The sequence below is a fragment of the Geodermatophilus obscurus DSM 43160 genome, from assembly GCF_000025345.1.
Lineage (GTDB): Bacteria > Actinomycetota > Actinomycetes > Mycobacteriales > Geodermatophilaceae > Geodermatophilus > Geodermatophilus obscurus.
Genome location: NC_013757.1, coordinates 906,079 through 926,624, shown reverse-complemented (window position 1 = coordinate 926,624; position 20,546 = coordinate 906,079). Strand labels below are relative to the sequence as shown.

At 72.5% G+C, this 20,546-nt stretch carries 15 protein-coding genes, 1 tRNA gene and 1 pseudogene; 7 read left to right on the top strand and 10 right to left on the bottom strand.

Annotation, left to right across the window (positions count from 1 at the left end; translation table 11 throughout):
* The first annotated feature begins 44 nt into the window (after nt 1-44).
* Nucleotides 45-962, top strand: a complete 918-nt coding sequence (locus tag GOBS_RS04310) for a phosphotransferase family protein (protein ID WP_012947073.1) — start codon at nt 45-47, stop codon at nt 960-962.
* On the opposite strand, the gene GOBS_RS04305 is transcribed toward GOBS_RS04310, so the two are convergent.
* The 4 genes from GOBS_RS04305 to GOBS_RS04290 all read right to left on the bottom strand — a co-directional run bounded on the left by GOBS_RS04305 (nt 932) and on the right by GOBS_RS04290 (nt 3,824).
* Nucleotides 932-1,894 carry an MSMEG_6728 family protein gene (locus GOBS_RS04305; protein WP_012947072.1) on the bottom strand — a complete coding sequence of 321 codons (963 nt, stop codon included), beginning with the start codon at nt 1,892-1,894 and terminating at the stop codon, nt 932-934. The genes GOBS_RS04310 and GOBS_RS04305 overlap by 31 nt on opposite strands.
* A gap of 31 nt (nt 1,895-1,925) precedes the next feature.
* Complete coding sequence (locus tag GOBS_RS27975) at nt 1,926-2,396, bottom strand: hypothetical protein (RefSeq protein ID WP_012947071.1); 471 nt, start codon at nt 2,394-2,396, stop codon at nt 1,926-1,928.
* Between the two features lie 74 nt (nt 2,397-2,470).
* On the bottom strand, nt 2,471-3,337 hold the full coding sequence (locus tag GOBS_RS04295; RefSeq protein ID WP_049788528.1) for an NAD-dependent protein deacetylase: 867 nt from the start codon (nt 3,335-3,337) through the stop codon (nt 2,471-2,473).
* Between the two features lie 40 nt (nt 3,338-3,377).
* Entirely contained in the window at nt 3,378-3,824 is a 447-nt protein-coding gene (locus GOBS_RS04290; protein ID WP_041241856.1) for an SRPBCC family protein, read from the bottom strand.
* Between the two features lie 104 nt (nt 3,825-3,928).
* Between GOBS_RS04290 and GOBS_RS04285 the strand changes: the two genes are divergently transcribed.
* From GOBS_RS04285 to GOBS_RS04275, 3 genes are read left to right on the top strand one after another with little or no spacing between them, the layout of a single operon-like run.
* Nucleotides 3,929-4,426, top strand: a complete 498-nt coding sequence (locus tag GOBS_RS04285; RefSeq protein WP_012947068.1) for a nucleoside deaminase — start codon at nt 3,929-3,931, stop codon at nt 4,424-4,426.
* Nucleotides 4,423-5,745 (top strand): cytosine permease, encoded by a 1,323-nt coding sequence (gene codB / locus GOBS_RS04280; protein WP_012947067.1) that lies wholly within the window; start codon nt 4,423-4,425, stop codon nt 5,743-5,745. Before GOBS_RS04285 ends, codB begins: the two co-directional genes overlap by 4 nt.
* A 46-nt stretch (nt 5,746-5,791) precedes the next feature.
* Nucleotides 5,792-6,688 (top strand): alpha/beta fold hydrolase, encoded by an 897-nt coding sequence (locus tag GOBS_RS04275; protein WP_012947066.1) that lies wholly within the window; start codon nt 5,792-5,794, stop codon nt 6,686-6,688.
* On the opposite strand, the gene GOBS_RS04270 is transcribed toward GOBS_RS04275, so the two are convergent.
* Nucleotides 6,577-6,954, bottom strand: coding sequence for a hypothetical protein (locus GOBS_RS04270; protein ID WP_041241332.1), 378 nt, complete (start codon nt 6,952-6,954; stop codon nt 6,577-6,579). The two genes, GOBS_RS04275 and GOBS_RS04270, sit on opposite strands and share 112 nt — an antisense overlap.
* 97 nt (nt 6,955-7,051) lie before the next feature.
* Between GOBS_RS04270 and GOBS_RS04265 the strand changes: the two genes are divergently transcribed.
* A tRNA-Arg gene (locus tag GOBS_RS04265) sits at nt 7,052-7,127 on the top strand.
* Between the two features lie 12 nt (nt 7,128-7,139).
* On the opposite strand, the gene GOBS_RS04260 is transcribed toward GOBS_RS04265, so the two are convergent.
* From GOBS_RS04260 to fxsT, 4 genes and pseudogenes are all read right to left on the bottom strand, one after another.
* Nucleotides 7,140-8,252 carry a site-specific integrase gene (locus tag GOBS_RS04260; protein ID WP_012947065.1) on the bottom strand — a complete coding sequence of 371 codons (1,113 nt, stop codon included), beginning with the start codon at nt 8,250-8,252 and terminating at the stop codon, nt 7,140-7,142.
* A gap of 156 nt (nt 8,253-8,408) precedes the next feature.
* Nucleotides 8,409-8,609 (bottom strand): annotated as a pseudogene (locus GOBS_RS28495) (helix-turn-helix domain-containing protein); the annotation flags it as partial.
* Between the two features lie 325 nt (nt 8,610-8,934).
* Nucleotides 8,935-12,549 (bottom strand): MobF family relaxase, encoded by a 3,615-nt coding sequence (gene mobF / locus GOBS_RS04250; protein ID WP_041241853.1) that lies wholly within the window; start codon nt 12,547-12,549, stop codon nt 8,935-8,937.
* Between the two features lie 886 nt (nt 12,550-13,435).
* Nucleotides 13,436-16,438, bottom strand: coding sequence for an FxSxx-COOH system tetratricopeptide repeat protein (gene fxsT / locus GOBS_RS04245; protein WP_012947062.1), 3,003 nt, complete (start codon nt 16,436-16,438; stop codon nt 13,436-13,438).
* A gap of 216 nt (nt 16,439-16,654) precedes the next feature.
* On the opposite strand from fxsT, the gene GOBS_RS04240 reads away from it, so the two are divergent.
* Nucleotides 16,655-17,143: a hypothetical protein gene (locus tag GOBS_RS04240; protein ID WP_012947061.1), complete on the top strand. Its 489-nt coding sequence runs from the start codon at nt 16,655-16,657 to the stop codon at nt 17,141-17,143.
* A gap of 441 nt (nt 17,144-17,584) precedes the next feature.
* On the top strand, nt 17,585-18,130 hold the full coding sequence (locus GOBS_RS04235; RefSeq protein ID WP_243697640.1) for a hypothetical protein: 546 nt from the start codon (nt 17,585-17,587) through the stop codon (nt 18,128-18,130).
* 470 nt (nt 18,131-18,600) lie between these two features.
* Here GOBS_RS04235 and GOBS_RS04230 read toward each other — a convergent pair whose 3' ends face one another.
* Nucleotides 18,601-19,977 carry an MFS transporter gene (locus GOBS_RS04230; protein ID WP_012947059.1) on the bottom strand — a complete coding sequence of 459 codons (1,377 nt, stop codon included), beginning with the start codon at nt 19,975-19,977 and terminating at the stop codon, nt 18,601-18,603.
* Between the last annotated feature and the right edge of the window lie 569 nt (nt 19,978-20,546).

The window sequence follows — 20,546 nt, the reverse complement described above, 5'->3', positions numbered from 1 at the left end:
GACGACACCCTGCGGGCCGCGGCCCCGTCCCGAGCCTGCGAGGGGTGAGGAGGACGGGGTCCTTCCACCTGCAGGCGAGCCGGGCGGCGCGGGCGCTGCTCGCCGCCCGGGCGGTCGCGGCGGCCCACGGGGTCCGCGCCGACGAGGCGCGGGTGCTGCAGGACGGCGTCAACGTCGTCGTCCACCTGGCGCCGGCGCCGGTCGTGGCGCGGGTGGCGACGCTGACCCCGCTGTTGCGACCGACGCCGCTGCGCTCGTTCGCCCGCGAGGTCGCCGTCGCCGGGGCCCTCGCCGCGGCGGGCGCGCCGGTCGTCCCGCCCAGCGACGTGCTGCCGCCCGGGCCGCACCGGTACGCGGGTCTCGAGCTCTCCTTGTGGCGCTACGTCGAGGTCCTGCCGGTGGCGCCGTCCCCCGCCGACGTGGCCGCGGCGCTCCCCCAGCTGCACGGGTACCTGGCCGCGCTGCCGGTGGACGGCGCTCCGCTGGACACCCCGCTGGACGACCTCGCCCGGTTCGCGTCCCTCGGCCGGGCGTGGGGCGCTCCCCCGGCGCAGCTGGAAGGCCTCCGGGACCGGCTGGCGGAGCTCCGTCCGCGACTGGGTGGCGAGGTGCAGCCGCTGCACGGCGACGCCCACCCGGGCAACCTGCTGGCCACTCCCGACGGCTGGCGGTGGACCGACCTGGAGGACACCTGCGCCGGTCCGCGCGCCTGGGACCTCGCCTGCCTGCGCAACACCTCGCGACTGGACGGCCGAGCGGCGCTGGACGCGCTGCCGGACGCCCCGACCGACGCCGAGCTCGCGCCGTGGCTGGAGTTGCGCCGGCTGCACGCCGCCGCGTGGACGCTGGTCGCCGCGACCGGCCGGCGGGTGGACCCTCTGCAGGATCCCGCCGCGAGCTCGCGCGTGGTGGGGGGCAGAGGGGGCCTTCCTCAGGCCAGCGGCAGCGCCGGTTCGCGGTAGGTGGTGCCGGCCACCGCCGGTGGCAGGACGTCGGGGTCGATGACGACCGAGAACAGCGCGCGCGGGTCCTGGAGCGTGGCCGGCGGGCGGGCGGCGGCGCGCGGCACGACGCGGTCCCAGCGCGCGGGACGGCGGTGCGGCAGCAGCTCGCGACCGTCGAACAGGTAGTCCCCGAGCACCTCCCCGAGCAGCAGCCCGGCGCCGTGCTCGATCGGCAGCGCGACCGGGTCGCCGGGGCGGACCTCGTCGAGGAAGGTCGAGAGCTGGCGCAGGTCCTTGGCCGGGCGACGTCCGGAGATCTCCTTGGCCAGCGCGCGCAGCTCGGCCGGGGCCAGTCCGGTGGCGTCGACGTCGATGCCGGACTGGGTGCCCAGCCCGACCAGACCGGCGGCCAGGCACGCGCCCAGCTCGTTGTGCGCGCGGGGACGCACCACCCACACCCGCGTCCCCTCCGGCGGCGGCGGCGGGGGGAGGTCGTCGGGCTCGGGCCAGACGTAGGGCAGGTCTTCGGGCTCGGCGCCGAAGAGCGGCCGGAGCAGCGGGCGGTAGAAGTCCGGCTCCTTGGCCAGCAGGTTCGACCGGTGCGACAGGTGGACAGCCTCGTCGCCGATCCAGGAGGGCAGCATCCCGGCGCGGGCCAGCTCCTCCTGCGGGACGCCGACCACGTCGGGGGCGAACTCTGCGATCAGGGTGTGCGTGGTGTCGGCGAAGCCGCGCTCCCGCCACACGCGGACCATCGCCAGTCCGTAGGCCACCAGCGCCGGAGTGCGGCCGCGCCACATGCGGACCACGGGGTGCGAGGTCCAGCCGTAGTCCGGCAGCTCGAGGGCCCGCAGCACCTGGAGGGTCTCCACCCGCTGCTTGCCCAGGCGGGGCGAGTCCAGGAGGCGGGCGCTCTCCTCGAAGTCGGCCACCGGCAGGAAGGTCTGCATCGCGCCTGCTCCTTCCCGGGCCGATGCGCGGTCAACCGCCGCGTGGCCTCCCTGCAGGTGGGAGGACCCCGTCCTCCCCGAGAAGGACCCCGTCCTCCCCGAGAAGGACCCCGTCCTCCCCCGCCTTCGCAAGCTCAGGCCGGGGCCCGGGACGGGGCCGATCCGGCTCAGGGCGGCGCCCTGGACGGGGCCGTGGTGGGAGGTCGGCGGGTCCTCCATCCAGAGCCGTGAGCGCAGCCTCCCAGCGGGCGCGGCGCGCGGCGTCGTCCTGGTCCCACCACGCGGTGCCGCGCTCCCCCAGCCCGGTCTTGGCCAGCTGCACCCTGGCGCGGGCGGCGGCCAGCGCGGCGCCGTCCCCGGCTCGACCGGCCGAGCGGACCGCCGAGCGCGCGACGCCGAGGTGGTGCAGCAGCCGGGCGCGGACGTCGTCGGGCAGCGCCGGGTCGGCCGCCCGCCAGCGCCGGCCGTCGACGACCAGCCAGCGGCCGTCCTCGCTGCCCACCGGGCGGCCTCCCTGCAGGGGCCCGGCGCGAGCTCGCGAGCGCTGGGGGGCAGGGTGGTCCTTGCTCTCCCGGGTCACGCAGCGACGCGGCGGACGAGGTCGGGCAGCACCGTCCCCAGCGGGGCGTCCACCCGGACGTCGACCTTCGCGTCGCCGCGGGTCGGGCCGAGGTTGACCAGCCCGACGGGGATGCCGAGCTTCTCCGCGCGCAGCACGAACCGGTAGCCGCTCATGACTGTCAGCGAGGAACCCAGCACCAGCAGGGAACCGGCCTGCTCGACCATCGCGAAGCAGGTGTCCACGCGGTCCCGCGGCACCGTCTCGCCGAAGAAGACGACGTCGGGCTTGAGCGGGCCGCGCCCGCAGGCCGCGCAGTCGACCATGACGAACCCGTCGAGCAGCTCGTCGGGCAGCTCGGCGTCGCCGTCGGGGTTGACCTCGTCGACGTGCGGCCCGAAGTGCGGGTTGACCGCCCGCAGCCGCTCGTGCAGCTGGCCGCGGTCGGCGACGTCCCCGCAGGCCAGGCAGACGGTGCGGTCCAGCCCGCCGTGCAGCTCGAGGACGTCCCGCGCGCCGGCGGCCTGGTGCAGCCCGTCGACGTTCTGGGTGATGACGCCGCCCACCAGGCCGGCCCGCTGCAGGTCGGCGACCGCGGCGTGCCCGGCGTTGGGCCGCGCCTCGCGGATCTGCGGCCAGCCCACGAAGCTGCGCGCCCAGTAGCGGTGCCGGCCGCGCGGGTCGCGCAGGAAGGTCTGGTAGGTCATCGGCGTGTGCCGGCGCAGCGACCCGGTCGCCCCGCGGTAGTCGGGGATGCCGGAGTCGGTGGACAGCCCGGCACCGGAGAGCACGACGGTATTCCCGTCCCCCACGAGGCCGGCGAGGGCGTCGAGGGTGCCGGGGTCTGCAGCGGCCGGGTCGACGGCGGTGGGGACGGCGGTCACGCCGCCATGGTCCCCCTCGTCGTCCACCCGCGCCGGAGGCTCAGGGGGCGGTGACCTCGCGGTCCAGCCGGCCCAGCAGGTCCTCGTACACGCGGCGCAGCCCCTTGGGCGCGAAGGTGCGCTCGAAGAAGCCGCCGATGCCGCCGGCGCCGTCCCAGGTGGTGCGCACGCGGACGGTGGTCAGCCCGGCGTCGACCGGGTGCAGCGTCCATGTGGTCACCATCGACGAGCGGGTGTCGCTCTCGACCAGGGTGTCGGGGTCGGGCTGGCTGACCTCGACCAGCTGGTCGCGCACCCGCTTGGAGGTGGCGGCGAACCGCCAGGCGACGCGGGTGCCCGCGCCGTGACCACCGGCCTCGACCCGGTAGTCGCTGAACTGCTCGGGGAGCACCCGTCGGCGCGTCCCCTCGTAGTCGACGAGAGCGGACCGCACCCGGTCCACCGGCGCCGTGACGACCCGTTCTGCGGTGGCGACGACCTGACCCATGCCCACCATCCTGCCGCCGTCCTCACCGCGGCCCGACGCCGGTGCTGCGCCGACCCGGCCGACCTGCAGAATCGCACCGCCGCCGTCCCGCCCCAGGAGGAGCCGTGACCACACCGCCGCTGCCCAGCGTCCCGTCCGAGCTGACCCTGCAGGAGCGCGACCGGTTCCTCCTCGGTCTGGCCGTCGAGCAGGCACGCATCGGCTGGGAGGAGGGCGGCGTCCCGATCGGGGCGGCGCTGGTGGACGGCGACCGGGTGCTGGCCGTCGGGCGGAACCGCCGCGTCCAGATGGCCAGCGCGATCCGGCACGGGGAGACCGACTGCATCGAGCGGGCCGGCCGGCTGCCGGCGTCGGTCTACCGCCGCAGCGTCCTCTACACGACCCTCTCGCCCTGCCTCATGTGCGCGGGGACGGCGCTGCTCTACGACATCCCGCGCATCGTCGTCGGGGAGAACCGCAGCTTCCAGGTCTCCGAGGAGCTGCTCCGCTCGCGCGGCGTGCAGGTCGACGTGCTGGACGACCCGGACTGCCTCGCGCTCATGGAGCGGATGCTGGCCGAGCGGCCGGAGCTGTGGCTCGAGGACATCGGGGAGGAGTCGTGACCGCGCCCGGGCACCCGGCTCCCCCGGTCCCCGACGCGGAGGTCGTCGACCCGGACTACCCGGTCACGCCGGTCCCGGCGCACGCGCGGAAGTCGTTCTTCTCGATCGCCGTGGTCCTTCTCGGCTTCACCGTCTTCACCCCGACGATGCTGGCCGGCGCGACGCTGGGGCCGGCGTTCGCCTTCGACGACCTGGTGCTCGTCATCCTCGCCGGCTCCCTGATCCTCGGCGTCTACGTGGCCGTGATGGGCTGGGTCGGCGCGCGGACCGGGCTCACCACCGTGGTCATGGCCCGCTACACGCTGGGCACCCGGGGCGCGAAGCTGGCCTCGATCCTGCTGGGCGGCACGCAGATCGGCTGGTACGGCGTCGTTGTCGGCACCATCGGCGACCTGACCGCCGAGGCGCTGGGCTGGCGCTCCTACGGCGCCCGGGCGGCGGTCATGGTCGTGACCAGCGTGCTCATGTGCGCCACGGCCTACTGGGGCTACCGCGGCATGTACTGGGTGTCGCTGGTCTCCACCCCGTTGATCCTCGTCCTGGCGTTCTGGGTGGTCGGCCGGTCACTGCAGGAGGTCGGTGGCCTGGACGGGCTGACCGGTGTCCGCCCGACGGCGTCGATGGCCGTCGCCGTGGCGGTCACCACCGTCGTCGGCACGTTCGTGTCCGCCGGCACCCAGGCGCCCAACTGGACCCGGTTCGCGCGGCGCGGCTCGCACGCGGTCTGGGCCTGCGTGATCGGCTTCCTCGTCGGCAACGGGCTCATGGTGTTCTTCGGCGCGATCGGGGCGCTGACCTTCGGCGAGGGCGACTTCGTCCTCGTGCTCTACCAGCTCGGGCTGGTCGGCTGGGGTCTGGTGCTGCTGTTCGGCAACCTCTGGAAGAGCAACGCCGACACCGCCTACGCCTTCGGGGTGGCCGGCGCCGAGCTGTTCGACCGTCCCAGCAAGGGCCCGTTCGTGATCGGCGGTGCGGTGATCGGCACCGTGCTCGCGCTCACCGGCGTGCAGAACCACCTGGTCGAGTACCTGGGGCTGCTCGGCACGTTCATCCCCCCGCTGGGCGGCGTCATCATCGGCGACTTCCTCGCTCGCTGGCGGCGGCGCGGCATCCCCGCCGGCACCGCCCCGCCCCCGGTGCGGTGGCCGAACCTCCTCGCCTACGCGGTGGCCGCGTTCCTCGCCTGGCTCAGCGGCGAGCTCGGCATCGGGATCCCCCCGGTCATCGGCATCGTGGTGGCCATCGCGCTGTCGACGGCGCTGTCCCGGGTGGGCTCCCCCGGCGGCACGCCGGTCGGCGCGGGTCGCGGCCCGGCGTGATCAGAGTCACCGTCAGCCCGGCTCGCGCGCCGGGTATGGCAAAGCGGTGACCGTCTCGCTCTCGACGACCCGCACCGGCTCGGGTGAACCGCTCCTGCTGCTGCACGGCATGGGCAGCTCACGGCGCGACTTCACCGCCGTCGCCGACCTGCTCGCCGAGCGCTTCGACGTCCTCAACGTCGACCTGCCGGGCGTGGGGCGGTCCCCGGTGCTGGAGCGGCGGCCCACGGTCGCCGCCATCACCGACGCGGTCGAGCGGACCCTCGACGCGGCGGGCGTCGGCTCGGTGCACGTGCTCGGTAACTCGCTCGGCGCCCGGGTCGCGCTCGAGCTGGCCGTCCGCGGCCGCGCGCGGTCGGTCGTCGCCATCGCGCCGTCGGGGCTCAACGTGCCCCGTGAGCGGGCGTTCCAGGGCACCGGCATGGCCCTGGCCCGGGTGGTCACGCGCACGACGGCACCGCTGGTCGAGCCGCTGTCGCGGTCGGCGCCGGGCCGCGCCACCCTGCTCGCGCCGCTCAAGGCCCGCGCGTGGTCGACGTCCCCCGAGGAGGCCATCGGCGCGCGGGAGGGCTTCGCCGACTCCCGTGACTTTTGGCGCACCCTGCTGTGGGGGCTGCTGCTCGACGTGCCGCGTGGCCTGGACCGCATCGACTGCCCGGTCACCCTCGTGCAGGGCGTGGCCGACTGGGTGGCGTCGGGGCAGACGGTGCGCTACCTGCCGCTGGTCCCGGGATCCCGGTTCCGCCCGCTGCTGTGGGCCGGGCACGCACCCCAGTCGGACCGGCCGCGGACGATCGTCCGGCTGGTCGAGGAGGCCGCCCGCAGGGCCGGTCAGCCCGCGGACTCCTCGGCGTTGAGGTACGAGCAGCGGAACCGGGCACCGGACATCGCCTCGGTGAAGAGCGCCTCCCAGGCCGGGTCGTCCGACGCGAAGGCCGTGTAGACGCGGTCCTCGAGCACGACCGGCAGCCCGTCGGCCCCCGCGTACGAGCGGCGCAGCAGCACGCGCGTCCGCCCGTCGACCTCGTCGTGCGCCGGCGCCCAGCGGGCACGGGCGACCGCGTCGGCGAGCTGGGCCTGCGGGCCGGTGAGCCGCCGGCGGTCGGCGGCCGGCGGGACGGCCGGTCGGGTGGACCAGACGCCCAGGGCGTAGAGCAGCAGGCCGACGAGCGCCAGCAGGACCACCAGCTCGACCAGCAGGACGACCACGGGGACGACGGTAGCCACCTCGGGGCGCCGGGGGCGGGGTCCAGCGGCCCGCCCGCTAACCTCGACCGGTACGCCCCGGTCGGCCCCGCGCCGACGAGCCCCCGTAGCTCAGGGGATAGAGCATCGGTTTCCTAAACCGTGTGTCGCAGGTTCGAATCCTGCCGGGGGCACCACAAAGGTGCTGGTCAGCGGCTAGTCGCGCGCCAGATGCGGGCCACAGGGGCGTCGGGTCGGGGCTCGGTCAGCACCTGGTCAGCACGAGCGGCGTCCAAGCGGTCGGCGACCGCGTCCAGCTCGTCGGGGAACAGGTGGCCGTAGCGGTCCAGCGTCATCTGCGCCGAGGCGTGGCCCAGCATCGACTGCACCCCCTTCACCGACGCGCCGGAGGCGATGGCGAGGGATGCGGCGGTGTGCCGGAGCTCGTGCGGGGTGAGGCCCGAGAGGCCGACGGCATGGGCCGCCCGGTCGAACCAGTCGCGTCGGAAGTTCTGGACCCGCAGCGGCGTGCCGGCCCGGGAGGCGAAGACCAGGTCGGCCGGCGCTTTGCCGGCGAGCTGGCGGCCGAGGTCCTCGCGGATGAAGCGGGGCACCACGACCGACCGGTGCTGATGGGTCTTCGGCGTACCGAAGACCATCCCGCCGTCAACTTCGGTGACCGCCTCAACGACGTCGATGCGCCCCCTGAGCGACTCCACGCGGCGCGCACGCAGGCCGGTCAGCTCTCCCCACCGGAGACCGGTGTAACCGGCCACCAGGACCATCAGGCGGTGCGGGCCGCAGCCGTCGGCCAGGTCGGCGAGCTGCTGGTGGGTGAGGTAGCGGCGGTCGGACTTCGGCAGGCGGGGTAGGCCGACCCCGGTGGCCGGGTTCCGCGCCAGCCGGTTGTCCCTTACCGCGTCGTCCAGCATCGAGGACAGCAGGTGATAGGCCTGCCGGGTTCTGGACGCCGACAGTTCCGCGCGCATCGCGGCCACCCAGGCGACGACGTCGCTGTGCCTGATCCTGGTGAGCGGGACCGTGTTCCAGGTCGGGAGGACACGGGTGGCCAACAGTGACCGGTAGGACGACAGGGTCTTGGGCTTGAGGTGGACCCGGCCGGCGATCCAGGTCTCGGACCACTGGCCTACCGTCATCTTCGACCGACTCGGGTCGACCCAGGTGTCGTTCCTGATGGCCGCCTTCTGCTCCTGCTCCCACAGGTCGGCATCCCGCTTGCGGTGGAAGTTCCCGTTCGTGTGCTGCTTGCCGGCGACGTCGCGATAGAAGCCGACCCACTTGTCCCCACGCTTGTATGCCATCGCTCACCCCTCTGGTTTGGTCGCACGCCGGTAGGACGCCTCGGTCCGCGTCGAAGCGCGCCCAGCCTCGCGCGGTCGAGGACCTGGCACGAGAGTCCGCGGTCCGACTCCGACGTCGATCTGCGCCTCTGGAGCCGGGTCCCGCTCAGCCATGCCTTGATCGCGCCGTGAATCGATCCAGGCGCGCAGGTCGTCGCGGCGGTAGAGGACGCGGCGGCCGAGCCGGAAGCTGTGCGGGCCGGTGCCCAGGTGGCGCCAGTACCGCAACGTGGCGACCGGAGCTCGCAGCAGCAGGGCGGCTTCGGCGATGGTGAGCAGTTCGGCGGTGTGATCGGGGCCGGGGGTTTGGTCGGGCATGGCTGTCTCCGAGAGCTGGGCGGGTCCTGGCGGGCTGTCCACCTGTAGAAGGCGTCGTTTTCCGGCCATTGGTGACAGCTCACAGCCAACTTCTCCCGGTCGACCTCCTGTTTTCCTCCGGTGCGTCTCTGTGGCCGGTGACTGGGCAGGTGAGAGCCGCCGATGTGACGGCCCGCCGTCGGGGCCGGTGCTCGGTGGTGGCGTCCGGCGGGAGGCCGACCTCCGGCAGGCACCTGCCGGAGGTCGGCGGATCCTTCAGTTGTTCCTCAGTTCTCCTGCAGTGCCCGCCCGCCCCGCCCGGCAGCACGCCGGGAAGCGACCCCGCTCACCAACCGAGGCTCGGGGTGACATCCCGCGCGGCCCGTGGCCCGTGGCGCTCGCACCCGGGCCGCGGGACAGGTGTGGGGTAGCCGGTCGATCCCGGCGTGGCGGCTCGGCGCTGGTGCTGCTCGGTGTCGTAGCGGTCGCGCCAGGCGTCGCGGGCGGCGGTGCGCCGGTCGGGCGGCTGGCCTGCGAACGCGGGGTCGGCCTGCAGGTCGGCGATGCGGGCCCGGGCGGCAGCCAGCTCGTGCCAGGTGGTGGCAACTGAGCGCTCGAGGGCAGTCAGCCGCCCGGCCGGGTCGGGTGCCCAGGCCAGCGGCCCGAGCGGGTCGAGCCGCTCAGCGCGGTGGCGCTGCGCCTCGGCCAAGGCAGCTTGGGCCTGTTCATCGGCTTGCCGGGCGGCCTTGGCGGCGATATGCAGCCCAGCGTGCCCTGGATGCTGCTGTTCGGTGGCCCGGCGGGCGACGGCGTCAAATGACCGCCACAGCGCGGGCCGGTCGTCGCCCCGGTCAGCCACCCGCGCGAGCTGCTTCACGTCGGTGGGCAGTCCGGGCAGATGCGGGCGCCACCGGTCGGCCCAACCGGCCAGCTGCTCACCGGCCCGGGCGACGGGCGCGCGCTTGAGACCCCACCAGCCGGGCCCATCCAGTACCAGCCGGGCTGCAGCGCGGGCGGTGCCGCGCTCGGCGTCCCAGGCGGCTAGCAGGCCGTCGCGGATGCGGTCGGCCTGCTCGGCGAGGAGAGTGTCGGCGGCCTGCACCCGCTGCGTGGCTCGCTGAGCGGCGTGAGCTACGTGCCGGGACCGGTCCTCCAGCCGGGCCAACTCGCCGGCGCGGGGCGCCTCCAGCGCCACGGCCTGGCGGAGCACGTCGCACCACGGCTCCAAGACGGCCAGCCGGTCGAGACAGCGCCGCTCGACCGTCCAGGCCGCGTGCAGGTCGGCCAGCAGCTGCCCGAGCGGGCGAGGTGCGGCGTAGCGGGCCGCCTCGGCGGCGGCGAGCTGCGCGGCGTGGCCGGGGCCGAGGTCAGTCCGGTCGCAGCTGAACACGGCGATCCACTGCTCGCGTGCGTCGGCTGGGTCGGTGGTGATCAGGTGGGCGGTGTTGGCGGTGCGGCCGCGGGTCATCCCGACATAGGCGGCCGCCGCGCCAGTGTGCTCGCCGACCACCAGGTGCGCCGCAGCGACGGTGTCGCCCTGCGCGCCGTGCGCGGTACTGGCGTAGGCGAGCTCCACGTGCGAGGTGACATAGCCAGCGGGCAGCACCCGCTCCCCCGCTGGGGTGACACCGGACGGGACGGCGTCGGTCGGGGTGACATCGGCCGGGATGACGGCCAGATCCCCGCCGTGGCCGATCGCGGTGACGGTCCAGACGTCGCGGTTGGCTACTCCGAGGTCGCGATCGTTTCGGCGGGTCGCGATCCGGTCCCCGGCCCCGATGCGCTGCCCGGCGTCGGTGACCGCGACCTGAGCATCGTCGACGCGGCCGTCGGCGACCAGCCGGTCCCGGATGGCGGCGCCGAGCTCGGCGGCCTGCTCGCGGGTGTCGACCACCACGGCCACCCGCTCGCCCTCACGGTGATGTGCGGCGGTCATCGCGGCCAGCGCCGCCTGCAGCGCAGCGGAATCGGCGTGCAGCCGGATGTGGCCGCGGGCCATGAGCGCGTTGAAGACCGCGCCCGGGTCCTCGCCGGTGCGCATGGCCAAGGACAACTCGGCGTATTCCACGTCCGGCGCCGTCCGTCCGGTCTGGTCGGTGCGGACGAAGCGGTGGACCCCGTCGAGCACCAGGTGGGCTGTCGGGTCGACCTGCCCGGCGGCGAGATCGAGCACGCCGCCACGGCCTACCGCGGCGAGCTGGTTGCGGTCACCCAGCAGCGCCAACCGGGCTCCGGCCTCGTCGGCGACGGTCAGCAGCGCCCGGGCGGTGTCCTGGTCGAGCATCCCGGCCTCGTCGACGACGAGCAGGTCCCCCGCGGTTAGCTGCGCCGTCTCCTGCGGGCCGGCGTAGGGCACTCCGGTGACCGGGTCGGTCTGGCCGGAGGTCAGCCGGGTCCAGGCACCGTCGTCATTCCAGCGCCAGCCGTGCTGAAAGGCCAGCCACGCCGCCGAGGCCGTGGCGGTACCGACCTCGGCAGCGGCGACCTTGGCTGCCTTCAGCGTCGGGGTGACAACCACCAGGTGGCGCCCATCCGCCTCGAGCAGCTGTCGGGTGGCGGCCAGGGCGGTGGTCTTGCCCGCGCCGGCCGCGCCCTCGACAACAACCAGGGGCTGGTCGCCGGCCAGCGCGGTGACCGCCGCCGCCTGCCCCGCATCCAGCCGTCCGCGTACGGCATCCGGCAGCGTCGGCCCGTCCACGTCAGCGGCGACGGTCCTGCTCCGAGCGGCCAGCCGGTCGGTCAGGTCGGCCTCGACGTCGAGCACCGGCTGGGAGGTCCAAGCCCGGATGTGTTCGGCAACTCCCGCCTGTTCCAGCAGCGACACACACCGCGCCATTGCGCGGGCGGTGAGGTCCTCGGCCAACTCGGTCCGCGCGCAGGCGTCGACGACGATGCCCTCGGCGGCGATCAGCTGCTCGACCTCGCCGCGGACATCGGCGGCGTTCCATGCTGAGCGGGCGGCCGCGAGACGGGTCAGCACACGCTCGACCGCCCCGTCCCGGTCCAGCCCGCCGATGGGCGTGGGGCTCAGGGCGACGGGTCGCTCGGGGGCGCGGTAATCCAGGGCGGCCAGTTCGGTCACCCACCGGTCGGTGAGGTCGGTGCCCGGTTGCGGGGTGACCTTGTCCGGTCGGCCCTCGGCCCACGCCCGTGCATCCCACGCGCGCCGCAGGGACGGGCCCGGGACCTCACCGGGGTGCGCGGCCGTCCACTCCCGCTCGTAGCGGTCCAGGTTGCGGCCGATCTGCGCCGCCCGGGAACTGAACGCACCCACGTACTCGGCGATCTCCAGTATTTCTCCAGTGCCGTCCGGGGTGTAGCCGTGTGCGGCCAGCGCGGCCCGGAACTGCGGGTCGGTAGCCACCGCGGTGTGGCCGATGCCGTTAATCGCGCCGAGGAAGTCGCGTACGCCCACGGTGTGTAGCCCCCGCCAGCGGCCGGCCGCGAACACCCGGGCGCCCACCTGCAGGTGCAGATGTCGGTGCGGATCTCCGGCTCGGGAGGTGTAGTGCCGCACCATCACCGCCTCCAGGCGCTCGACCGGCACCTGCACCTGCCCGCCGCGCGGCCCGACTCGGGTGGTCGCGTGCCGGGCCAGCCAACCGATGATCTGGGTGGCGGCGCGGTCCTGGGCGGCGTCGTATGCGGCGGCGATGTCCGGGTGCAGGGCGGCGGCCAGCGACCACGACTTCGGGCCGTTGACCACCACCTCGACGAACCGCACCGCCCGCTCGTCGGTGCGCAGCCGCCCCCGGGCCATCCCGGTGTCGGGATCCAGGCCGGCCACCCACGCCTCGTAGCCATCCCCGGCCAGCGGTGCTAACTCTTGCACCCACCCGCCGGCGGCCGCGTAGCGGCGGGCGATTCCAGCGCCCTCGGTCAGGTAGTAGTCATCGACCCGGCCGCGGTCGAACTCCACGTATTGGCGTGCCGCCGCTGGCGCGCCAGCGTAGATCTTCATGCCGCCGTGCATTTGTCAACGCCGTCCAACAATGACCAACACGCCACCCCCAGAAACGGCAGTGGGCCCCGCGAAGCGGGGCCCGGACTACCTCTATTGGTAGCATGCGTGCCGTTCTTCGGTAAAGGGTTGAGTGTGAGCGGTAAGAGTTGGAAGTTGTGGGCATCAAGTCGTCTTAGGTGTCAGCTCTCTGGCCGCTCATGGGCCATTACTGGCTGCATGCAGAATGCCCACTGCTTGGCTTTTCATGACGATGGCGTTGGACTGCGCGATGGCACCGGTTCGCGGTCACGCAGCGGCCTCCGCGGCCGCCCCTCACCACGCGGCGGCACTCGATCGAGGCGAGGCGAGCCGAGATCGCGCGGACGCACGCGACTCAGGAGCCGCTAGGACCCTTCGTCGCCGCGATCTGCGCCCATGGCGAGCTCGCGCTCGATGCCAAGCTCGCCTGGATGGATCAGACACTCGCCAGCCTGGGATCAGCCGGCACGCCGACCATCGAGGAGAGGGAGCTGCCGCGAGCAAACCGTGGTGTCCATGGTGTGCTGGAGTGCTGGCTGAGATCGCCGAGCGCGAGGACGGCCTGGCCCCGCCGGCGAGTGGTGACCGCGCCGGCGGAGGCAGGACTCCAAGATTCCGAAGTCCCGGGCGACCCGGGGGCAGTCCCACACAACACTCCAAAAGATACGTAATTAGACATCCAGGACGGCCTACAATTGGCTGTTATTGCTGCTATGCGGATGCATCACCACGGAATAAGGAATCAAATTGAGTGCAGGCGGCATGAGCGGGGTGGCGCTGTGCTTACCAGCGTCGTGAATGCGCGGCGGTATGAGTAAAACGGTGGTAATCACCAATTATGAGGGGCCGCTGCTGACGGTCCGCATCAGGTGATGTTGGCGGCTGTCAGGTACAGCGTGATCGGGTGGTCGGAGCCGAGCACCCGGCGGCAGCGCTGCAGGGTGTCCTGGCCCAGGGTGCGGGCCGGCTCGACCTCGCCCAGCTGAATCAGGGCAAGGGTCAGGGCGCCCGCCGCCCACAGGGTGATTACGTGGTCCGGGCCGAGCACCCGGCGGCAGCGCTGCAGGGTGTCCTGGCCCAGGGTGCGGGCCGGCTCGGCCTCGCCCAGCTGAACGAGGGCGTGGGTCAGGGCGCCCGCCGCCAAGAGGGTGATCACGTGGTGTGGGCCGAACACCCGGCGCTGCAGGATGTCCTGGCCCAGGGTGCGGGCCGGCTCGGCCTCGCCCAGCTGAACGAGGGCGTGGGTCAGGGCGCCCGCCGCCCACAGGGTGATCACGTGGTCCGGGCCGAGCACCCGGCGGCAGCGCTGCAGGGTGTCCTGGCCCAGGGAGCGGGCCGGCTCCACCTCCCCCAGCACGACCAGGGCGACGGCGAGGGCGCCCGCCGCCAAGAGGGTGATCACGTGGTCCGGGCCGAGCACCCGGCGGCAGCGCTGCAGGGTGTCCTGGCCCAGGGAGCGGGCCGGCTCCACCTCCCCCAGCACGGCCCGGGCGACGGCGAGGGCGGCCGCCGCCCACAGGGTGGTGATGTGGTCGGGGCCGAGCACCCGGCGGCAGCGCTGCAGGGTGTCCTGGCCCAGGGCGCGGGCCGGCTCGGCCGCCCCCCTGTGGTTCAGGGCAACGGTCAGCGCGGTCGCCGCCAACAGAGTGGTGGCGTGGTCGGGGCCGAGCACCCGGCGGCAGCGCTGCAGAGTGTCCTCACTCAGCGCGTGGGCTGACTTGCCCTCGCCCACTGCGAAGAGGGCAAGGGTGAGGCTGTTGGCGGCGGTCAGGGTGTCGGGATGGTTGGGGCCGAGGACCTCGCGCCAGCGGTCGAGCAGTGGTGTGCAGACGGCCCGGCTGCCGGAGCTGTCCCCGTGGGCCTGCAGGTAGCGGATGGTGTCCAGGACCAGCTGCCGGCTGGCGGAGGAGGAGTCCCCCAGCGGGGCGGTGGCGAGCACGTGCGGCGCAAGCCGGGCGTAGGCGGCCCAGCTGACCGGATCGTCCGGGTCGCCGGGGGATGCGGCGGCCAGCAGCGCTACCACCCGCTGGGCGGTGTCCTGCTGCCGGTCGGAGGGAAGCTGGTGGCGGATGACCGCCTGCACCAGCCGGTGGACCTGGAAGCCCTCGGGGTGGCGGCGGGCCAGGGAGTATCCGACGAGAGAGCCGACGGTGTCGGCGAGGGCGTCGGGGTCGGCGGCGATGCCGCGCAGCGGCTCCTCCAGCAGCTCGGCGTGCCCGCCGACCAGGGACAGCGGAATGGGTTCGGGAGCGAGGAAGGCGGCCAGCTCCAGCAGCTGAACCGCGGCCGGTTCCTCGCCGCGCAGCCGGTCCAGGGACAGCGCCCAGGCGGTGTCGACCCGGCCGTGATAGCCCACCACGTCGCCCCGGGTGAGCAGGTCGGCTCGGCGGGTGCGGAAGCGGCGCAGATAGTCCGCCGCCGGCAGGTCGGTCTGCTCCAGATAGCCGGCGGCCTGCGCGGCGGCCAGCGGCAGATCCCCGAGCTCGGCGGCGAGCTTGTCGGCCAGCTCCTCGCTCATGCTCGGGATTCGGGCGCGCAGCAAGGCGATCGTCTCCGCCCGGGCCAGCACGTCGACCTCCAGCCGCCCGCCGAGTGCTCCCCAGCCCGGGGAGCGGGAGGTGATCAGCACGTGCCCGGCTCCACAGGGCCGATAGTCGGCGATGTCCTGAGGGTGTTTGGCGTTGTCGAAGACCAGCAGCCACCGGTCCCGCCCGCGCAGCTCGGCCAGCAGTCGGTCGACGGTGTCGGCCACCGTGCGCCCGGCCGGCAAGTCCAGCCGGGCGGCCAGGCCAGCCAGCTGGTCGCCGATGAGCACCGGCTGTTCGGCGTCGATCCACCACACCAGGTCGTAGTCGGCGGCGAACCGGTGGGCGTACTCGATCGCCAGCTGGGTCTTGCCCACCCCACCCAGGCCGTACAAGGCCTGCACCACCAGCGTCGGTTCCTCCCCGTGCAGCCGCCGGCGCAGCTCGGTGAGCAGGTCGTCCCGGCCGGTGAAGTGCGGATTGCGGGCCGGCACGTTCCACGCCTGCGGCCGCGGGACGGCGAGAGAGCCTCGCGTGTCGGCTGACCCCTGAGAAGTGGGGCCGTCGGGCGACGGGGTCCAGTCCAGGTCCGGGTCGTGGGTGAGGATGGCGGCCTCGAGCTCCTGCAGCGCCCGACCGGGGTCGATGCCCAGCTCCTCGGCCAGGGTCTCGCGCGCCTGCCGGTAGGCCTCCAGTGCCTCGGCCTGCCGGCCCGAGCGGTACAGGCTGAGCATGAGCAGCTGGTGTAGGCCCTCATGCAGGGGATGCCGAGCGACGAGGGCCTTCAGCTCGCCGATGACCTCGGCGTGTCGCCCGAGTGCAAGATCCGCCTTCAGGCGTGCCTCGAGGGCACCGAGCCGCTGCTGCTCCAACCGCGGTATCTCGACTCGGGCGAAGGGCACGTCGGCGAACTCCGCCAGCGGCTGCCCACGCCACAAGCCCAGCGCCTCGCGCAGCGTGCTTGCAGCCCGGACCGGCGCCGGGCGCAGAGCCCGCACGCCCTCGCGGAGTAGCCGCTGGAAGCGATACAGGTCGACCTGCTCGGGATCAAGTTCGAGCAGATAGCCGGGACCCCGGCGCAGCAAGACCGCGGCACCCACTCGATCCGGCACGTTCTCCGCCTGCAGAGCCTTCCGTAGCCGCGAGACATAGCCCTGCACGATGTTGGTAGCGCTCGCCGGCGCCTCCTCCCCCCACAAACCGTCGATAAGGAAGTCGGTGGTGACCACCTCGTTGAGGTGGAGCGCCAGCATGGCCAGCACCCCGCGCTGCTGGACACCCCCAAGGACAAGCGGCCCGCCTGTGCCCCGAACCTCGAGCGGGCCGAGTATCCGAAGGTCCATACCGGATCCCTCCGCTCCGCGCAGCTGGCCGGCCCGATCCGGTCACCCGGCCATTGGCCACGGCGCGTCTGCTGCCGGGCACGTAGCGCCACCGCTAAGGGTCTCCGTCTTCCAGCGTCCTTTCAAGACTTTCCAGTGGCCATCCATCGCTCTTCAAGCCCGCACCGCCAACCTTGAGGCGCTCACCCCTTTCACCCCAACGAAGGAGTTGCTGACATGACATCGCTCAAAGACGCGATTGGCCTTGCCGTCCGAGGCGAGTTCCCCGAGAGCGGAAGCGCAATTGACGGGCACGACTTCTACATTCGCTCGGTGAGGAATAAGAACAGGCTGAAGGAGGGTGAAACGTCATACTTCAGGCACCAGCACACGGGCAAGGATGATCGCGTCTTCTATTCGATCCAACCTGACCCCGGGTCACCCTTCCGATACACTGCCAAGCTCACGCGGATTCAGTTCCGTGGGCCGTTCGTCAAGAACGGCTTCAGGGATATCGGAGACCGTGGGATCAACGTGACAGATGCGGTGAACGTATTGCGGGAAGCGGGCGGGCTCACCAGCGCGCTCCCCAGTGAATGGTTCGAGTTCGCTCTGGCCGTTAGAGAACTGGACATACAAGGCTTTCTCGATGGTGATTGGGTGCCAGCAGCTGCAAAGGTCGCGGACTTGATTGGGATTGAAATGGTACGACAAGGGGCACTCTGAACCAGGCGCTAGTCCAGGCAGGTCCCGCATCGAGGAAGGGCCTCGTATATCGCGGTCGGCGAGCGAAGGAGGTCGGGAACGCTGGTCGCCTCCCCAGGGGTGCCCGCATCATTCGCTTCGCCCTGTGATCGTTAGGGGGTTCCGGGCGATTCTCCACCGTTGCCAAGTGCAGCCGCCGTGTCGATGATCAGCCACTCATGTGCACTGTTTGCCCCTGAGAGGCCCGCTGAGGGATTTTTAGTTCAGCGGCAGGGGTGAACGGCGCCTGAGAGCATTGACGGCGCCTAGTGGACTTGTGCAGGTGGCGATACGACCCCCACTGTCTTGCTGCCTACACCGGCGCGTCCTGCCAGTCCGGGTCGTTGCCGCAGTCGCAGGAGGCCGGAGCGGGGTTGGACTATTCGTGACGCAATGGTGACGACGCCCCTCCAACCTGCGCCCATGATTGTGCAATCCGCGCCGCTAGGCCAGCGGCCGCTCAATAATGGAGTTGCTGATATGACGGAACTCGAAGACGCGATCAGGTTGGCCGTCAAGGAGGAGTTCCCTCCCAGCGGGAGTGCAATTGATGGACACGACTTCTACATTCGCTCGGTGAGGAATAAGAACAGGCTGAAGGAGGGCGAAACGTCATACTTCAGGCACCAGCACACGGGCAAGGATGATCGCGTCTTCTATACAATCGAATCTAACCCCGGGGGGCCTACACCATACACCGCCAAGCTCACACGAATCGAGTTCCGTGGGCCATTCGTCAAGAACGGCTTTATGCCGCTCGGAGATCGTGGAATGGACGTCACAGACGCCGTGAACGTGTTGGCGGCGTCGGGCGGGGTCGCCAGTAATCTTCCTGCTACTTGGGGTCCCTTCGTTGTCTTCGTCCAGCAAGCGGATCTGGAGGGCTTTCTTGATGATGATTGGGTGCCAGCCGCTGCGAAGATCGCGGATATGATTGGTGACGAAATGGCGCGACAGGGACTCGTCTGATCGACGCGCTAGCCCAGGCCGCCTCTGCTTCCCCTCGTCACCTTCAAGGCCAACTGCACGCGAGGCGGCGTCGGTGGTTCCGTCCCGGGTCTTGACGACTCGGCGGGTCCGCACGCCTGTCCGCTTCCCACAACCGGCGCCCCTCCGGCTGTCGCGGGGCGGGGGAAGGGTGGGCCGTAGGCCCATCCCGCAGGGACGCGCAGCGCCCTTCCGGCGACCCGCTGCAGCCGGCACCCTCGGCCGGCTGGGAGTGGCGTGCCGCCACCCGAGGAGGTTCACACGGGCCAGGGAACGCGCTGTCCCAGTCCGCAGTTAGTCCGCAGGAAGTCCGCAACTCAGCCAACCTTGGCCGTCGTCAGCCCACAACGCTCAAGGGGCAAGGCCCAGCGCCGCCCCGGCGAGTCCAGCAGAGTCAGTGCAACTGGGGGCAGTTCCGTGCGTCCGCCGGTCGGCCCGACCGTCCCCAGTAGCTAGCGGCCGTCTCCGAGCCGCACGTCAGGGTCCTGCCCGTCCGGACCGCGGGCCGATCGTGCCGAGCGCTCGGCGCGGATCGACCCCACAAGCCCGAGGGTGCCGGCAAGGGGGAAGACCGCGAGGAGGAGCAGGCTCCGGTCCAGCCCGAACACCTCGCCGAATCCTCCGACGATCGCGGACCCGATACCCCCACCGACGAGGAAGACGAGCATGGCGATGCCCAGCGCGACCCCACGGACGTCGACCGGTACCGCTCCGCTGACCGCGGCCATCAGCGCCGGCTGGCCGAGACCGAAGGCGAAGGTCACGAGGACGACTGCGCAGACCAGGACCGTGGCGGACCCCGCAGCGGCGCCAAGGGCGGCCAGGGCGAGAGCGGCTCCCGCCGTGACCCCGGCCACCGCGAGCGACCGGTTGGGTCCGAGGCGGGCGAGCATCGGCCCCGCCAGCCGCGGCCCCAGGAGACCGGTGAAGGCGCTGGGCACGAGGGCAAGGCCGACCTCGAGCGGCGACCATCCCCGCAGTGCGAGGACCGCCGGCACGGCGATCAGCAAGGCAAACCACGCCGCCGGAACCGCGGAGGCCGCCAGGGCACTGCGGACGACGACCGGCTCGCGAATGACTGTGTGCGGGAGGAATCCCTCGGGCCGGCGGCGGACGCGGGCCGCCACAGCGGGGACACCGAGCCCCAGGAGAACCACGCCCGCTATGGCGACGACGACACCGGAGGACGGGGACTGCAGGAGCAGCACGAGCCCCGCCGCGGTGCCAGCCACCAGGATCGCGCCGAGCACGTCGAGCCGGGCGCCGGTCCCCCTCGTCGGGACCGCACGCCACAGCGCAGGGACGACGAGCAGTCCCAACGCGGGGAGGACAACGACGGCGCGCCAGTCCAGGAGGTCCGCAACGAGGCCGCCGGCCAGCGGGCCGAGTGCACCGACCGCAGCCGCCATTCCGGCGACACGGCCGAGGGCGAGGGCGCGAACCCGTCCGTCGTACTTGGCGGTGACGATGGCCATGCCGAGCACCGGGACGGCGGAGGCGCCCAAGCCCTGCAGCACCCGCGCTCCGAGCAGGACCTCGTACGTCGGCGCGAGACCTCCGAGCACGGCGCCGGCGGTCATGAGCCCAACACCTACGAGAAATGGCAGGCGGATGCCAGCGAGGTCGGCCACGCGCCCGTAGACCGCCGTCGCCACCGCGAGCATCAGGGCGTAGAGGGTGAGCACCCACGAAACGCCACCGGTGGTCAAGTCCAGGTCAGCTGCGATCTCGGGCATCGTGACGGCGACGGCGGCGCTGCCCATGCCGGCAAGTCCGAACAGCAGACCGACGAGCACGGCGACGCGGCCGGCGTCAGTGTCAGGGCCCACGATGCTCGATCAACCCGCGGACGAATGGTGGTGTTCCCCAACCTCGGTGTCGGCGTCAGCGCCGACCGCGCTCCTCGTCGGTGTCCTCGGCCGACTTGGCCTCCGGGCGGTACGTGAAGGGTGGTGATCAGCCGCGGCGGCTCCGGCTGTTCACCGAGGTCCGGGCGCCGACGACGCTGAGCCACCCGCTTCCGCTTCGTGTCCACAGGCCCCCGACCGCCTCGCGGCGCACGCCGACTGTGCCAGGCGGAGGTCTCGATCCGGTGTCCGCGGCGGGAGTGCGCGTGAGGCTCCGGCCGTACCGTGCCAACGGCGCTCGACCTCGCCGGCGGCGGACCGGGCCGGCGCGGCCGACCAGCCGTGGCCTTCGAGCGCCGCCAGCAGTGCTCCTGCGACGCCGTGCGGGCGCGCACGACGGCCTTCACCATTTTGACGTCGGCCGTGTGGACCCGCTGCATCCTCGCGGAGCCCCCCCCGGCCCTTGGGCACAATCAGGGCACATGATCGTTCGATTAAGCTCGATTGACTCTGATTGACTGAGATATATACTTGCAGGTCAGAACGGGAGT

Coding starts and splice junctions, on each gene's coding strand:
- fxsT (WP_012947062.1), bottom strand. CDS start 16,438: ATGGACCTTCGGATACTCGGCCCGCTCGAGGTTCGGGGCACAGGCGGG.
- GOBS_RS04235 (WP_243697640.1), top strand. CDS start 17,585: ATGATTGTGCAATCCGCGCCGCTAGGCCAGCGGCCGCTCAATAATGGA.
- GOBS_RS04290 (WP_041241856.1), bottom strand. CDS start 3,824: ATGGGTCAGGTCGTCGCCACCGCAGAACGGGTCGTCACGGCGCCGGTG.
- mobF (WP_041241853.1), bottom strand. CDS start 12,549: ATGAAGATCTACGCTGGCGCGCCAGCGGCGGCACGCCAATACGTGGAG.
- GOBS_RS04240 (WP_012947061.1), top strand. CDS start 16,655: ATGACATCGCTCAAAGACGCGATTGGCCTTGCCGTCCGAGGCGAGTTC.
- GOBS_RS04260 (WP_012947065.1), bottom strand. CDS start 8,252: ATGGCATACAAGCGTGGGGACAAGTGGGTCGGCTTCTATCGCGACGTC.
- GOBS_RS04305 (WP_012947072.1), bottom strand. CDS start 1,894: ATGCAGACCTTCCTGCCGGTGGCCGACTTCGAGGAGAGCGCCCGCCTC.